Annotated in this window: 9 protein-coding genes; all 9 read left to right on the top strand. The window is 49.5% G+C overall.

Annotated features, from left to right (window positions below; genetic code table 11):
- The first annotated feature begins 19 nt into the window (after nt 1–19).
- Nucleotides 20–2,071 (top strand): DUF4859 domain-containing protein, encoded by a 2,052-nt coding sequence (locus tag C8N47_RS14445; protein WP_107823279.1) that lies wholly within the window; start codon nt 20–22, stop codon nt 2,069–2,071.
- Between the two features lie 32 nt (nt 2,072–2,103).
- Nucleotides 2,104–3,381: a CotH kinase family protein gene (locus C8N47_RS14440; protein ID WP_170111404.1), complete on the top strand. Its 1,278-nt coding sequence runs from the start codon at nt 2,104–2,106 to the stop codon at nt 3,379–3,381.
- Between the two features lie 635 nt (nt 3,382–4,016).
- Nucleotides 4,017–6,416 (top strand): glycoside hydrolase family 127 protein, encoded by a 2,400-nt coding sequence (locus tag C8N47_RS14435; RefSeq protein WP_107823277.1) that lies wholly within the window; start codon nt 4,017–4,019, stop codon nt 6,414–6,416.
- A 32-nt stretch (nt 6,417–6,448) separates the two neighbouring features.
- On the top strand, nt 6,449–8,857 hold the full coding sequence (locus C8N47_RS14430) for a glycoside hydrolase family 127 protein (RefSeq protein ID WP_211316152.1): 2,409 nt from the start codon (nt 6,449–6,451) through the stop codon (nt 8,855–8,857).
- Nucleotides 8,858–8,863: 6 nt separating this feature from the next.
- A complete protein-coding gene (locus tag C8N47_RS14425; RefSeq protein ID WP_107823276.1) occupies nt 8,864–10,069 on the top strand; it encodes a glycoside hydrolase family 27 protein in 1,206 nt (401 codons plus the stop codon).
- A gap of 137 nt (nt 10,070–10,206) precedes the next feature.
- Nucleotides 10,207–12,447, top strand: coding sequence for a S9 family peptidase (locus tag C8N47_RS14420; protein ID WP_107823275.1), 2,241 nt, complete (start codon nt 10,207–10,209; stop codon nt 12,445–12,447).
- Nucleotides 12,448–12,467: 20 nt separating this feature from the next.
- Nucleotides 12,468–13,319: a M90 metallopeptidase family protein gene (locus tag C8N47_RS14415; RefSeq protein WP_146161537.1), complete on the top strand. Its 852-nt coding sequence runs from the start codon at nt 12,468–12,470 to the stop codon at nt 13,317–13,319.
- A gap of 12 nt (nt 13,320–13,331) precedes the next feature.
- Complete coding sequence (locus tag C8N47_RS14410) at nt 13,332–15,692, top strand: glycoside hydrolase family 127 protein (RefSeq protein ID WP_107823273.1); 2,361 nt, start codon at nt 13,332–13,334, stop codon at nt 15,690–15,692.
- A gap of 88 nt (nt 15,693–15,780) precedes the next feature.
- Entirely contained in the window at nt 15,781–17,418 is a 1,638-nt protein-coding gene (pruA, locus tag C8N47_RS14405; protein ID WP_107823272.1) for an L-glutamate gamma-semialdehyde dehydrogenase, read from the top strand.
- Nucleotides 17,419–17,444 lie beyond the last annotated feature (26 nt).

The following is a 17,444-nucleotide window of genomic DNA, read 5'->3' as shown; positions in this document are numbered from 1 at the left end:
TCGAATAAATTTTCTGAACATGTATAAGCCAGCGGTTGCTGGCTTATACAAATTGCTGCTGCTCTTCTTGTTTTTAGGTGTTTCGTCGCCGGCTTTTGTTGCTTGCAGCGACGATGACGACCCGGTGCACTGGGCCAAGCCGACACCCGACCAACCCGATCCGGATGACGATGAAGAGGATACCACAGAACCTGAGGTGACAATCCTGGAGGAGTCGGACATTCCCGATTTTGAGAAGTTTTACAAGCCGGCAGAATTGGCCAACATGGATCTGCTACGCAGCGATTCCAAATGGTCTTTCGTTCGCAGCAAACAGTCCGATCACTTTATCGTCTTCTGGGAAGAGGGGTTTGGCCTGAATCCCAATGCGGATACCATTCCGTCTGCTTTGCGGGTTGATATTGACGACCTGTTGCTTAAAGCCGAAAGCTTTTTCGAAGTGAATGTCAATACCTTGGGTTTTGCAGAGCTTGGAGCCGGAAAATCAAACCTGGATCAATACAAAATGGAGATCTATCTGCTTTACCAAACCGAATGGTTGGCAACAGGAGGTGGTTACGACAATGTGGTTGGCGCCCTCTGGGTAAACCCAAGTACTTGTAAGCCGGTCGGATCGACTATCGCTCACGAAATTGGCCACAGCTTTCAGTATCAAACCTATTCCGATTTGTTGGCTTACAGTGGAATCGCGGATGATTTTACCCGCGGCTTTCGCTATGGCTATGGAGGTAACGGTGGAAATGCGTTTTGGGAGCAATGTGCGCAGTGGCAATCTTTCCAAAGCTATCCCGAGCAGATTTTTCCCAGCTACAACTTCCCGGTTTATATGGACAACTACCACCGGCATTTTTGCCACGAGTGGCAACGCTATGCCAGCTATTTCCTGCAGTACTACTGGACCGAAAAACATGGTATCGACTACATCGGCAAAATCTGGCGCGAAGCCGAAAGCCCGGAAGATCCGATTCAGGCCTATATGCGCATGAACAGCTTGTCGGTTGACGAAATGAACAATGAATTGTTCGATGCTGTCAGTAAGCTGGTTACCTGGGATTTGGATGCCATTCGCGCTTACGGACAAGACTATATCGGTAAGTACACCTACAAGTTCTACCAGTTGGAAGACGGCACTTACCAGGTGGCCTATGCCAAATGTCCCGGAACAACAGGCTACAACGTAATTCCACTGAACGTGCCGGAAGCCGGAACGGTGGTAACGACCCAGTTCACCGGCCTTTTGCCGGGATCGCCATTGGCCGCGGACGACCCGGGGCAGTATACCGACGGCGAAGATGTGAAGACCAAAACAAGCTACAATGCCAGCGAAACTACGCGTGCCGGTTGGCGGTATGGCTATGTTGCCCTGTTGGAAAGTGGCGAACGGGTTTACGGCGAAATGAATCGAGGCAGCTCTGCCGATGTTGAATTTACCGTGCCTGAAGGATGTGAGCGCCTGTGGTTCGTGGTGCTTGGGGCTCCTTCAACTTACAAGTCGCATGCTTGGGACGAAAAAGAGAGCAACGACGATCAGTGGCCTTATACCGTGAAGTTTAGCAATACAGATTTGTTGGGCAACATTACCATCGACGAGAATGCGGTGCCGCAGGATCTGACACTGACTTACGATTTAGCCTTTCCGGCAACCACGGCCGGTGATTATACCGGAAAACTGGTGAACCTGAATACCAACGGCGATATTGCCCGGGTAGGACAGGCTTTGGCCATGCAACCATCGGCTATTGCCGCTAACTTGCTGGCAGCAAAAGCTAGTCCGCAGGAAGGAAAAATCGCTTTTGCCGCAGTGGAGCCCGACGGTTCGCTGAACTACGAAACTACGGCTAACGGCTATGGTTTTTGGTACAACAGCCAGGGCGACGTGACCGCGTGGGGAACCGAGTTTGACTCCAAAATATTCTCCGAATTTACGGCAGGTACGTTCGAGTTTAATGTCGGGCAATTCCCGGATGGAAGCCAGGCGGGAGATACTTATACCGTGAAAGAAGCTTTCGTTTACACTAAAGATGGAACGCAATACACGGTCACCTTTGTTTTCAATGTCACCATTAATTAGTCAGCGTGTTAGCGATGATTTTCAATAAAAAGATGCCGGTAGGAAAGAAATTTCTTCCGGCATTTATTTATCTGCTCATATTCATTCTTGCAAGTTGTTCCGATGAGGAAGTCAACCCGGATGAAGATGAGGTTTTCGATGGAGTATACTCGGTAGCCAAGATTGAAATTACGACCGAAAATGCGACTGAAGTCGATTCCAAAGAAAGCTATGTAAACTGCTCGATCTCTCTTGATGCCCGTAATTCAGATTGGGATTACTCTGGTTCCGGTCGCATCCGGGGACGAGGAAACTCAACTTGGCTTTGGTATCCGAAAAAGCCTTACCGGATAAAGCTGGATCAAAGTGCTGAAATCCTCGGGCTGGCAGCCGATAAAGACTGGGTTCTGTTGGCTGACTACCGTGATCCGACTCACCTGATGAATACTTTTGTATTTACAGTGGGACAAGGTTTGGGACTGCCGTATACCAATCATTCGCGTTATGTGGAACTGACCTTAAACGGCGATTACATGGGGTTGTATACCCTGACCGAACAGGTTGAACAGGGTAAAAACCGCGTAGCTATTGATGAAGATGAAGGCTTGCTGCTCTCGCTTGACGTTGATGACGGTCCCGGACTTGCTCCGGAGGAAGAAGACAATTTTTGGTCTGAAGAATACGGAATGCCGGTTCGCGTAAAAGATCCGGATATTATTGATGAAGCTCATTTGTTCGCAATAAAAGCAGAATTTGCGTTGTTGGAAGAAGCTGTCAAGAGTGCTGATTATAATCAGGTTGACGCACTTTTAGATATCCCTTCGTTCATCGATTTTTTGCTGATCCAGGAACTTGTCTACAACGTTGAGCTGGCAGCTCCCCGGAGTATGTACCTGCATAAAGATAAGGGACAAAAATGGGTGATGGGGCCTTTGTGGGATTTTGATGCCGGGTACGACTTTGACTGGTCGACCATGTACACAGGGCACAATTTCTTCTCCAATTATAAAGAGCTGGTCCTGGGAACCTCGCCATCGATACATGCCGGAGGTTATTACGTTCCGGAGTTCTTTACCGATCTGTTTAAAAATCGTCAGTTTGTGAGTGAATATAAAGCCCGATGGCTGGAAATCAGGGATCAAATCCTGTCAACCTATTGGGCCGTCACGTTGGATTATGCTGGTGGATTTTCAGACGCCATGAGTCGTGATTTTCAAAAGTGGCCAATTGATAAGGATCATGCCCATGAAATACAACGAATGGGGGATTGGCTTTCGCTTCGAATCAGCTACCTCGACGGAGTGATTTCAAATTATCCAGACGGTAATTAATCTGCTTGGGTTCAGAACAAACATACATGATTCCCTTGGAAATTACCAACAAGGATGAATGTGGATTCTTTTGAATTAGATTGACCCTCCCATTCCGACAAAGTCGGAATTTCCCCCTCGTGAGGGAGGGCCAGGGTGGGTACATTAGATAGAAGGTAAAAGCAGAAGAAGACTTTCACAGAAGAAAAGAAATCCCCCGCTGGTTCGAACTGGCAATCCGGACCGCTCATTGAAAGTCGAAGCAGATAGAGGCGCGAAGGTGCAATGCCAATAACTGGTTTTGATTAGAGGTGGAACGACAAGCTGACAACTTTTGAGAACAACGACAACAGCATCGTCGAGAAATACTAAACGTTCATTCCTGTGGGTGATTTCCCGGCAATCATGTCCGTTTTTTTAGAAAGTCTTATGCCGTTAGTTTATAAATGTCAGGTTTTGTCGAATTTTTGACAGTTTGTCCCGTTTTATTTGGCTTAGTTTGGTTTAGCTGATCGCTAATAGACATTTGTACGATTCTTCTGAACAAATATTTCGGTGATTTTGATCAGAACCTACGACATTTACGATCACAACGTCCGCATGATACATCGTCATCTGCGTTGAGCCAATTTTGTAATATAATTGACAATTTACTTATGAAAAAAATTTTATGCCTGTTACTCGGTTTTGCTTGTTTGACAGCAAAAGCACAGAAGCATCCGAATGCCGGATATCCGATTTCGCCGGTGCCATTCACATCGGTTAAAGTGAACGATGCCTTTTGGGGACAACGTTTAAAAGCCAGCCGTGAAGTGACCATTCCTTTAGCTTTCAGCAAATGTGAAGAGACTGGACGGTATACCAACTTTGTTAAGGCGGCTCACCCCAGCGATACTATCCAGGTCGGCGGGCTTTCGTTCGACGATACCGATGTGTACAAAACCATCGAAGGAGCAAGCTACTCGATGCAAACTTATCCCGATGCCAAACTGGATAAATACATTGACAGTGTTTTGACCATTGTGGCCGCAGCGCAGGAGCCGGACGGCTATTTGTACACCTCGCGCACCATGAACCCCGCGCACCCGCACGAGTGGGCCGGCGAACACCGTTGGGAAAAAGAAGAAGACCTCAGTCATGAACTCTACGACCTGGGGCACATGATCGAGGGGGCAATTGCCCACTACCAGGCTACCGGGAAAACAAATTTCCTGGATATCGCCAAAAAATACGCCGACTGCGCCGTGCGCGAAGTTGGGCCAAATCCCGGGCAGGCAACCGTGGTTCCGGGGCACCAGATTGCCGAAATGGCCATGGCAAAACTCTATGTTGTAACGGGCGACAAAAAATACCTCGACTTTGCCAAATATTTGCTTGACGAACGAGGCCACACCACCATTCAGTCGGAGTACAGCCAATCGCACAAACCCGTGTTGGAACAGGACGAAGCGGTTGGGCACGCCGTGCGCGCGGCCTATATGTACACCGGTATGGCCGATGTGGCTGCCTTAACCGGCGACACCTCATACATTCATGCCATCGACCGGATCTGGGATAACATTGTTGGTAAAAAACTGTACATCACCGGTGGTATCGGGGCAACCGGCCATGGCGAAGCTTTTGGCAAGAACTACGAGCTGCCCAATATGTCGGCTTATTGCGAGACTTGTGCCGCAATCGGCAATGTGTACATGAACTACCGCTTATTCCTATTGCACGGCGAGTCGAAATACTACGATGTACTGGAACGTACGCTGTACAACGGCCTGATCAGCGGTGTGTCCTTGGATGGCGACGGTTTCTTCTATCCGAACCCCTTGGAATCGATTGGTCAGCACCAGCGCCAACCCTGGTTTGGCTGTGCCTGTTGCCCGTCGAACATTGCGCGTTTCATTCCATCGGTGCCTGGCTATGTTTATGCCGTGCATGACCACGATTTGTATGTGAACCTGTTCATGTCGAACAGCTCGGAAATAAAAGTGGGGAAAACGGCCGTTGCCTTGACCCAAAAAACAAAATACCCCTGGAATGGCGATATCACCATCGATGTGGCTCCAAAGAAGAAGCAAGATTTCAACCTGAAAATTCGTATTCCCGGATGGCTTTTGGGCGATGTTGTTCCAAGCGATTTGTATTCTTTCATCGATAAGAAGAAACTGTCGTATGCCATCAAGGTGAATGGTGAACCTATTGAAAGTGAGCTGAAAAATGGCTATTTCACCATTTCCCGTACGTGGAAAAAAGGAGACCAGGTGTCTGTTCATTTCGATATGGAACCACGCCTGGTGAAAGCCAATCCGAAGGTTGAAGCAGATCGCGGAAAAGTGTCGATCGAACGTGGGCCGGTGGTTTACTGTGCCGAATGGCCCGACAACGATTTCAGTGTGTTGAATGCCATTATTCCGCAAAAACCGCAATTTAAGGTTGAAAGTAAACCGGAAATGTTGTATGGTCTGAACATGATCAGCCTGGATGCGCAGCTGCTCTTTTACAACAAAGCCGGAAAAATTGAAGTGAAGGATGTCGATCTGAATATGATTCCTTACTACGCCTGGGCGCATCGCGGAAGCGGCGAAATGGCCGTTTGGCTGCCCAACGATATCAGCGCCAGCCGCCCGGTACAACAACCAACTATTGCTTCGGAAAGTAAAATTGATGCCTCGCACAAGGTGAAAGCTATCAGCGCCATCAACGACCGCCTGGTGCCGAAGGACGAAAATGACCGAATGGTGCCCTACTACCACTGGTGGCCCAAAGAAGGCACAACGGAGTGGATTAGCTACGAATTTGATTCTCAGAAAACGGTGAGCAGCTCAACGGTTTACTGGTACGACGACGGTCCCTGGGGCGGCTGCCGCATTCCCGAATGGTACAAGCTGTACTACAAAAACGGCGACGGTAACTGGACTCCGGTTGAAAACACAAGCGATTACACGGTGACCAAAGGAGTGGCAAACGAAGTATCCTTTGAGCCGGTGAAAACAACAGCTATCAAAATCGAGATTAAGTTGCCGGAAAAAAATGCGACCGGAATTTTTGAGTGGGAGCTTAACTGATCCTGCTCGTCACAGCGATGTAATTTGAAATCATGATGAAAATTAAAACGATAGGATATTTGCTTTGTGCCGGAGCGATGGCTTTTGCCTGCACAAAGCAGCAGCCCAAACCGAGCGAACCTTTGACGCCGGTGCCTTTTACGGCGGTACATTTTACCGACGGGTTCTGGGCTCCCAAAATTGAAATAAACCGCACGGTGTCCATTCCTTCCGCCTTTCAAAAGTGTGAGGAAAATGGCCGCCTGGACAACTTTGCACTGGCCGGTGGCCTGATCGAAGGTGAACAGCAGGGCGACTTTCCCTTCGACGATACCGATGTGTACAAAGTGCTCGAAGGCGCTTCGTACGCCTTAGCCGTTCAGTACGACCCGCAGCTGGACCATTACCTCGACAGCGTGATCAACCTGATTGACGCCGCGCAGGAAGACGACGGTTACCTGACCACCTGCGTGACCAACAAAGCAGAGCGCCTGAAAGGCTGGTGGGGCAGCAGTCGCTGGGAACGACTGAACAGTCACGAGCTGTACAACAGCGGCCACCTTTACGAGGCTGCCGTTGCGCACTACCTGGCCACCGGAAAACGAACTTTGCTGGATATTGCCCTGAAAAATGCCGATCTGGTGGACCAGGTGTTTGGGCCGGGCGAAAATCAAAAGCACGTTCCTTCCGGTCACCCGATTATCGAAATGGCCTTGGTTAAGCTCTACCGGGTAACCAACGATGAAAAATATCTGAAGCTGGCCCGGTACTTTATCGATGAAACCGGTAAAGGAACCGACGGGCACCAACTGAGTGAATACAGCCAGGATCACAAGCCGATTGTTGATCAGGACGAGGCTGTGGGACATGCCGTTCGCCTGGGCTACCTGTACTCGGGTGTTACCGATGTGGCCTCGTTGCAACACGATGCGCAACTTATGGACGCTACCAAACGCGTGTGGGAAAATGTGGTGTCCAAAAAACTTTATATCACCGGCGGTATCGGTTCGCGTGCCCAGGGCGAAGGCTTTGGACCCAACTACGAACTGCCGAACATGACTTCCTATTGCGAAACCTGCGCTTCAATTTCAAACGTGTACTGGAACTATCGCCTCTTTTTGAACGAACACGATGCGAAGTATTACGATGTGCTGGAGCGGGTCTTGTACAACGGCGTTATTTCGGGTGTGTCGTTGAGCGGCGATAAGTTTTTCTACGACAACCCCCTGGAATCGCTCCATAATCACGACCGCGCACCCTGGTTTGGCTGTGCCTGCTGCCCCGGTAATATTACCCGTTTTATGGCTTCCATTCCGGGCTACATGTATGCCACCGACTCGCAGGCGGTGTACGTCAACCTGTTTGCCGAAAGCAATGCGAAAGTTCCGTTTGGAAGAGACACTGTTGCCATCAGCCAGACAACAAAATACCCGTGGAACGGCGATGTGGTGATTAAAATCGATCAGGCAGCCTCCGAAAAGATGAAGCTGAAAATCCGGATCCCCGGATGGGCGCAAAACCAGCCGGTGCCGTCCGATTTGTATCATTTTGCTAACCAGCTGGCCGATTCATTTACGCTGGAAATTAACGGCGAAAAGGAAAATGCAACGGTTGAAAACGGATACGTCAGCCTGGCAAAAAAATGGAAGAGCGGCGATGAAATTACGCTGAACTTCCCAATGCCGGTGCGCAAAATCGTTGCCAACGAAAACGTGCCAAATGATAAAGGCAAATTGGCTTACCAACGGGGGCCGGTTGTTTACTGTTTCGAAGATAAAGACAACGGCAATGGCTTCCTGTTCGACTGTTTTGCCAAAACGGATGAGGCGGTTGAAGCGCAGTTTGAGCCCGACTTGCTTGGCGGTGTTGTGAAACTTCAACTAAAAGGCGAACGCGTACAGTTGAATGAAGGTGAGAAAGAACTGGAACCGGTAAGCCTGACTGCCATCCCGTATTATGCCTGGGACAACCGGGGAACATCCAACATGTTGGTTTGGCTGGCTGATGAAGAAGATGCCGTTGTGGTGAAGCCGGAAGCTTCGGTTTCAACCAACGCAAATGCAAGCGCTTCAAGTGGCTGGGCTCCCGGCCTGAATGATGGTTTCGATCCGAAAAGCTCGGGAGATGTCGACAAATCTTATTTCTACTGGTGGCTGAAAGAAGGCTCGGAAGAGTGGGTGCAATATGAGTTTGAAAAGCCAGTCACGCTGTCCCGATCCGATGTTTACTGGCTGGACATGACTCATTACGATGGCAACTATCGCGTTCCCCAAAGCTGGAAATTAGAAGTAAAGGACAGCAAAGGTAATTGGGTGCCGGTTGAAACAACCGATGCTTATGGTGTTGCTTTGGATCAGTACAATACCGTCAACTTTAAACCGGTAAAAACATCAGCAGTCCGCTTGCAGGCGAAGTTGCAGGAGGGGGAGTCGGCCGGTATTTTGGAATGGAAATTAAATTAGGCAGATATGAATAAAACGATTTCGAAACTTATAGCGGTTGTCATCGCTTGTTTTATTGGTTTTAGCGGAATGTCCCAGGATTTTAATGACCTGGCGCCAACCCCACCAATGGGGTGGAACAGCTGGAATAAATTTGGCTGCGATGTCAGCGAAAAACTGATCATGGAAATGGCGGATGCAATGGTCGAGAATGGCCTGCTGGATGCCGGATACGAGTATATCGTCATCGACGACTGCTGGCAGGTTGGCCGCGATAGCCTGGGGAACATTGTTCCTGACCCGGAACGCTTTCCTTCCGGCATGAAAGCTTTGGGCGACTACATCCACCGGAAAGGCTTGAAATTCGGCATCTATTCCTGTGCGGGATCGATGACCTGCCAGTCGAGGCCGGGAAGCCGCGGTTACCAGTTTCAGGATGCACGCACCTACGCATCCTGGGGCGTTGACTACCTGAAGTACGACTGGTGTTACGATGAAGGCCAGAAAGCGCAAGCTGCATACCAAACCATGAGCGATGCGCTGAAAGCCAGCGGACGTCCGATTGTGTTCTCCATCTGCGAGTGGGGCGAAAGCAAACCCTGGGAATGGGGCGAAGGTGTTGGGCACCTGTGGCGCACCACGGCCGACATCCGCGATTGTTACCAATGTACCTTCGACTGGGGCGGTGTCGGTGTTTTGGACATCATCGACAAACAAGCCGAACTGTACCAATATGCGGGACCGGGCCACTGGAACGATCCGGACATGCTGGAAATCGGAAATGGCGGGATGACCCGCGACGAGTACATCACTCATTTTTCGATGTGGGCCATGATGGCAGCACCGCTGATGGCCGGCAACGATTTGCGCGAGATGGATCAGCTCACCCGCGAGATTTTGACTAATCAGGATGTCATTGCCGTGAATCAGGATAAAAAGGGTGAACAAGCCCGCAAGTTCATGGACATGGGCGAACACGAGATTTGGGCCAAGCCGCTGGCCGACGGGCAGGTGGCTGTTTGCTTCCTGAACCGGACCGACCAGCCCTGGAAGCTGGACTACGACTGGCACAAGCAAACCATGTATTTTGTTCAGGATGTGAGTTTGCGCAAATACACCTATCAGGTGTACGACCTCTGGCAACACAAGGTCATCGGGAAAACCAACGAACGGCTCGAACATCAGATTCCGGCGCACGGGGTGTTGATGGTCACATTGTCGAAAGTAAAATAGCTGCCGGCGGTGAGCGAGACTTAACCGTGGACAGTCGCAGGAAAAGGATAGTTCAGATTTAGAAAAAGATAGGGTGTGATCGGCATGCCGGCTGTTAGCGGCCTTTTGTTGTTCGTCATGCCTCAAAAATTCAGGATATGATAAAACAAATTTCTTCAATCCTGTTGTTTGCCTTTGCAAGCCTTTGGGCTTCAGAGGCAAATGCGCAGGTAACACAGGCCGATTACGAGCGTGCCGATTCGATTGTAAAACTGAATGATCTGGTTTACCACCAGGTTAAACAGCTGCGCTGGGTCGACTCGTCGTCCTCCTTTTGGTACAATACAAAAACAAAGAGCGGGCTTCAATACTTTTTGGTCGATGCTGAAAAGGCGAGCCGCAAATCCCTGTTCGAGACGGAAAAACTGGTTCAGCAGCTGAATGAAAAAACGGGAAAGGCACTGAAAGCTGATCAGCTGGATTTAAGTCGGTTGGAGCTTGACCCCAAAGCCAAACAAATTCATTTTGTATTTGATAAGGCCTACTGGACTTTGAGCCTGAAAAATGAGGCGCTTAACAAGGATTCTGTTGTGGCCGAACCAAAACCGGAACAGCACTGGGCCAATAAATTTGATGAGCTGGGAAATGACCCGGTGAGCTCGCCCGATGGAGCCTGGACTGCTTACATCAAAAATTACAATGTCTTCGTGAAGGACGCGAAAACCCAGGCTGAAACACAGTTGAGCTTCGACGGTTCAGCGGGCGATTTTTATTCGTCGTACCTGAGCTGGTCGCCCGATTCGAAGAAACTGGCAGTGAACCGGGTTCGCGATAATGCAGATCATTACATCTATTTTGTCGAATCGTCGCCTGCAAGCCAGTTGCAGCCCATTCTGCATAAACAATATTACCTGAAGCCGGGTGATGCCTTGCCCATCAAACGCCCGGCTTTGTTCGATGTGGAATCGAAAACGCAAATCCCGCTCGACACCGAAGCGTTCGAAAATCAATATGATCTGACTTACCCGGAATGGCGGAAAAACAGCTCTGCTTTCACCTTCGAGTTCAATCAGCGCGGGCACCAGGTTTACCAAGTTGTAAAAGTTGACGCAGCTACGGGCAAGATGACGGTGATTGTTGATGAGCGCAGTAAAACCTTCATTGATTATAGCGGAAAACGCTACCGCCACGACCTGGAAGAGACCGGTGAACTGATCTGGGCATCGGAGCGCGATGGCTGGAACCACTTGTACCTGGTTGATGCCAACACCGGCGTGCTGAAAAAGCAAATCACCAAAGGGGAGTGGGTTGTTCGCAAAGTTGTTCATGTTGATGCAGAGAAACGGCAAATTTTGTTTGAAGCCTCCGGTAAAAACGAAGGCGAAGACCCGTATTTAATTCATTGCTACCGGGTAAATTTTGATGGTTCCGGTTTGCAGGATTTGACGCCTGAAAAGCAAAATCATGATCTGAGCTTTTCTGCTGATTTCAACTATTTCGTCGATACTTATTCAACTGTGGAAACCGCACCAACAACGGTGCTGAAGAAAACATCGGATGGCTCGGTTATTCTGGAGCTTGAAAAGGCGGATATCACCGGTTTGCTGGCAAAAGGCTGGGTTGCTCCCGAGCCGTTTGTGGCGAAAGCACGCGATGGCAAAACCGATATTTGGGGAAACATCTATCGCCCTGTTAACTTCGACCCCACGAAAACTTACCCGATCGTCGAGTACATCTATGCCGGTCCGCAGGATTCATTTACACAAAAAAGTTTTTACGCGGTAAGTTCCCGTTTTGCCGGCTTGGCAGAGCTCGGTTTCATCGTTGTGCAGATGGATGGCATGGGAACTTCGAACCGGGGCAAAGCCTTTCACGATGTGTGCTGGAAAAATCTGAAAGACGCCGGTTTCCCCGACCGTATTTTGTGGATGAAAGCAGCCGCCGAAAGATACAGTTATATGGATACAACCCGCGTCGGAATATTTGGTGGTTCTGCCGGTGGGCAGAATACCCTGACAGGTTTGTTATTTCACCCCGAATTTTATAAGGCCGGTTCATCGTCCTGCGGATGCCACGATAACCGCATGGACAAAATGTGGTGGAACGAACAGTGGATGGGTTATCCTATCGGGCCACAGTATGCCGAATGTTCCAACGTTGAAAATGCTTACCGGTTAAAAGGCGACTTACTGCTCATTGTGGGCGAGGTGGACGACAACGTCGATCCGGCATCGACCATGCAGGTTGTTAATGCCCTGATAAAAGCAAAAAAGAATTTCGATTTGGTTGTGCTGCCGGGAACGAATCACACACTGGGAGGCGAGTTTGGCGAGATGAAACGTCGCGACTTCTTTGTGCGAACTTTGCTGAAGCAGGAACCACCAAAGCACAACAACTAAAAACGATTAGAAAGTCAATTATGAATTTGAAAAAACAGATAAAAGTAATCGTCATTCTCTGCGGAGTTTTGATGGCTGTTGGGCCCGTCCGTTCGCTTCGGGCAGCTGACAAACAAAAATGTGACGACAGATCGCCAATCTATCAGATTACAACGCCACCGGATTCGCTGGGGCTGGACCCGTTTTACCGGAAATATGCAGATGTAAACGGTATTGCAATCATGAGTTCGTGGCGGGTGCCTGACTCTGCCTTTGTACAGGCCTGCCGGATTATCGATTTCATGACCAAAGATTTGCCGGAGAACGTGCTGGCACAAATGGTCAGCCAGAAAGCCCGACTGGGAATTATGGCGCGTTACGAAGGAACAACCGATATCCCCGAACATGCTGATTTGGCCAATGACACAACGCTGAACTGGGACTTGCGCGCCCGTGGTTTGGGAGGTGATATGGACTTGCCGCTAACGACTTGTGCCGAGGAAAACCTGCTTTGCTACCAGATCGACAAATACCACGCTGAGGATATTACGATTCACGAATTTGCCCACGCCATTCACCTGATTGGCATTGCACCGCTGGATTCAACTTTCAACACTCTGCTGCAGGAAAAACTGGACAAAGCGGTAGCCGAAGGAAAGTATGTGAGAACCTACGCGAAGACGAACCTTTACGAGTACTGGGCTGAAGGTGTGCAGGATTGGTTCAACGTGAATGCCGAAGTACCGGCACCCGACGGCAAGCATAACTGGGTGAACACACGCGAGGATCTGGAAAAGTACGATCCGGATCTGTATGAAATTGTCAGTCGCTATTTCTCGAAGTTCGAAATCAGCCCGTCGTGTCACAGTGCGGGGAATTTGTACAAAGAATAAATCCAGCTGAATATGAAGAAAATACTACTCAGTAGCCTGTTTGCCGTTTCAATTTTTTGTGCGATGACAAGTTGCAGCTCCCAAGGGGAGTCTCGCATCCACGCTGATGGCCGTGAGGTTGTCGATTTTAAGGTGCTGACCTTTCCGCTGGAGGATGTAAAATTGCTTGATGGTCCTTTTTTAAAGGCAACGGAGCTGAATGTGCAGTCGCTCCTGAGCTTTGAGCCGGATCGCTTGCTGGCGAAGTTCCGCACTGAAGCAGGCCTGGAACCAAAGGCGGAGCATTACCACGGGTGGGAGGATAACACCATTGCGGGGCACAGCCTGGGGCATTACCTTTCAGCAATTTGCATGATGTATAAGACGACTGGTGATGAACGGTTTCTGGATCGTGCAAAGTACATTGTGGATGAATTGGAAGCCTGTCAGAATGCCGACGGTGAAGGATACATCGGCGCTTTCCCGGATGGTAAGCGTATTTTGGAAGAAGAAGTTGCCAAAGGCGACATTCGTTCGCACGGCTTCGATCTGAACGGAATCTGGGTGCCTTATTACACGCAACACAAAGTGATGATGGGCTTGATGGACGCTTACAAACTTTGTGGTATCGAAAAAGCGCTGGTCATCGATCAAAAATTTGCCGATTGGTTGTACACAATTGTTGAAAATCTGAATGATGAGCAGATTCAGGAAATGCTAAACTGTGAGCATGGTGGCATCAACGAAGCATTGGCCGAGTTGTACGAGGTGACGGGAAACCCCAAATACATGGGCATGACCCGGTATTTCTACCATAAATCCATTTTGGATTCACTGGCTCACGAAAAAGATATTCTCCCCGGTAAGCATGCCAATACGCAGATTCCGAAATTGGTGGGTTTAGCCCGGATTTACGAATTAACAGGCAATGAAAGTGATCGTTCAGCCGCCGAATTCTTTTGGAACCGCGTGGTACATCATCACTCTTACGTGACGGGAGGGCATTGCGACCACGAATATTTCGGGCCACCGGATACCTTACGAAACCGATTGAGCGATGGCACTACCGAAACCTGCAATGTGTATAACATGCTGAAGCTTTCGAGCCATTTGTTTGAGTGGGACGCAAAGCCGGAAGTCGCCGACTTCTACGAGCGCGCCCTGTTCAATCATATTCTTTCGTCGCAAAACCCGTACGACGGGCGCGTGATCTACAACCTGTCGCTCGAAATGGGTGGGCACAAAGTGTACCAGGACCCGATGTGGTTTACCTGCTGCGTTGGAACCGGCATGGAGAATCACTCGAAATACGGACGAAATATTTATTACCACAATAACGATGAACTGTATGTTAGTCAGTTCATCGCGTCGGAGTTAAATTGGGCGGAAAAAGGTTTGAAGCTGACCCAGCAAACCGGATACCCCGACGAGCAGGCAACTTCGTTAACCTTCCACCTTGAAAAGCCCGTCGATTTGACTTTGCAGCTGAGATACCCCTATTGGGCAACGCAAGGGTTTGAAGTTCTCGTCAATGGAAAAGTACAAAAGGTGGAATCCGGTCCCGGAAGCTTTGTCGCCCTGACCCGTAAGTGGAAGGACGGCGATGTGGTGGAACTGAAAATACCTTTCAAACTCCGCCTGGAAAGCATGCCCGACGATTCGGGTCGCGTGGCTGTGATGTACGGACCGTTGGTGTTGGCAGGCGACCTAGGGCCCGAGGACGACCCGGAAGCCGGCGAGCTGATGTATGTACCGGTGTTGATGGCCGAATCGCGCAATCCGGCCGATTGGCTGGAGGAAGTTCCCGGGGAGCCCAATACCTTCAAAACAAAAAATATTGGCCGTCCGCGCGATGTGGTTTTCAAACCATTCTACCAAACACACGAACGCCGGTACTCGGTGTATTTCGATCTGTTTAACCAACAGGATTGGAACGAACGCGAAGCGGAATACCTGGCCAAACAGGAGCAGCAAAAGAAAATCGAGCGCATGACGATCGACTTCATCCAGTTGGGGGAAATGCAGCCGGAGCGCGATCATAACTTTCAGGCTGAAAAAGCCTTTAACGACGAGTTGAAAGGAAAACACTACCGGCAAGCCGACCGCGGCGGTTGGTTCTCTTTCGATATGGGCGTTTACGCCGGACAACCCATGGCGCTGGCCTTCGAATATTGGGGCGGATTCCCCGGTTCGTTAACCTTCGACATCCTGGTTGACGGAACGAAAATAGCGACAGAGAACTTGTCGAATGCCCGTCCGGGAGAGTTCTTTTACAAGATTTACGAGTTACCCGATCGCTTAACCGTCGATGGCGGAAAAGTCAATGTGAAGCTGGTTCCTCATGATGGACATCGGGCCGGGCCTGTTTTTAGTGTCCGGACAATGAAACGATAAAATAAATTGAGGGTGGCTGATGCTCATCTTCAATTTTCATTCAAAAAAATGTCAACTACAAAATATCACCTTTAAAAGAAGAAAGATTATGCCAAAAGGTTTTTTTAATGTACCGCTAGCCGTGAATGAGCCGGTGAAAAGTTATCGTCCGGGCTCCCCGGAACGTGCTGAACTGAAGAAGATGTTGGAGGAGATGCGGTCGGTTGAACTCGACTTGCCAATGGTTATCGGAGGCCGGGAAGTTTACACGGATAAACGTGTTCGCATCGCGCCTCCTCACGATATAAAACATACACTGGGTTATTATTGCATGGGCGATCAGTCGCACGTGCAGATGGCCATTGATGCCGCGTTGGAGGCTCGCGTAAAGTGGAACGCCATGAGCTGGCAACACCGGGCGGCTATTTTCCTGAAAGCAGCCGACTTATTTGCCGGTCCTTACCGTGCAAAGATCAATGCGGCAACCATGTTGGGACAGTCGAAAAATGCTTTTCAGGCGGAGATTGATGCCGCTTGCGAAATGGCCGATTTTTTCCGTTTTGGCGTCAAATGTGTGACCGATATTTACAAAATGCAACCGGAATCATCAGCCGGAATCTGGAATTACAACGAATACCGCGGGTTGGAAGGTTTCATTTTCGCTTTAACGCCGTTCAACTTTACCTCAATTGCCGGGAATCTGCCTGCCGCACCGGCCATGATGGGGAATGTGGTTGTCTGGAAACCTTCGCATACAGCCATTTATTCGGCGGCAGTTATCATGGAAGTTTTGCGCGAAGCCGGTTTGCCCGATGGCGTGATTAACCTGGTTTACGCGGGAGGCCCGCAAACCGCAGATATTGTATTGAATTCGCCCGACTTTGCCGGGATTCACTTCACCGGTTCAACCCGTGTTTTCCAGAGTATCTGGAAGACCATCGGTGAAAACATCTTCAAGTACAAATCATATCCGCGGATTGTTGGCGAAACCGGCGGGAAAGATTTCATCTTTGCTGATCCGACTGCCGACCCTCAGGCTTTGGCCATTGCCATGATCCGGGGCGCGTTCGAGTACCAGGGGCAAAAATGTTCGGCTGCGTCACGCGCTTACATTCCGCGCAGTATTTGGGACGACGTTTGCACACGTGTGGGTAATGAACTGGCAACGGTTAAAATGGGACCGGTCGAAGATTTTACCAATTTTGTGAATGCCGTGATTGACGAAAATTCGTTCGATAAATTGGCTGGCTATATCGAACGGGCGAAGGAAGACGTTGATGCCGAAGTTTTGTTTGGTGGAAATTGTGATAAATCGGTGGGCTATTTTATTGAGCCAACCGTCATTCTGGCGAAAAAACCGGATTACACCACCATGGTTGAAGAACTGTTCGGCCCCGTGCTGACTGTTTTTGTTTATGAAGATGAGGAGTTGGACAAAACCCTGAAGGTGTTGGATCAGACGTCGGAATATGCACTGACCGGCGCGATTTTCTCACAGGATCGTTATGCGATTGAGAAGATGACCCGGATGCTTGAAAATGCAGCCGGAAACTTCTACATTAACGACAAACCAACCGGAGCTGTTGTCGGGCAACAGCCTTTTGGCGGTTCGCGCGGTTCAGGGACAAATGATAAGGCAGGATCGATTTTCAATTTCCTGCGATGGACATCCATCCGGACCATCAAAGAAACCTTTGTTTCGGCCCGCAATTATAGTTATCCGAATTTCCTGCCCGACCAGGAGTAGAGGCGGCAAACAACGAATAAAACAAA

The sequence above is a fragment of the Mangrovibacterium marinum genome, from assembly GCF_003046625.1.
In the GTDB taxonomy this organism is placed as follows: Bacteria; Bacteroidota; Bacteroidia; order Bacteroidales; family Prolixibacteraceae; genus Mangrovibacterium; species Mangrovibacterium marinum.
The sequence above is the reverse complement of the archived record's forward strand: the minus strand, read 5'-3'. Positions and strand labels throughout refer to the sequence as shown.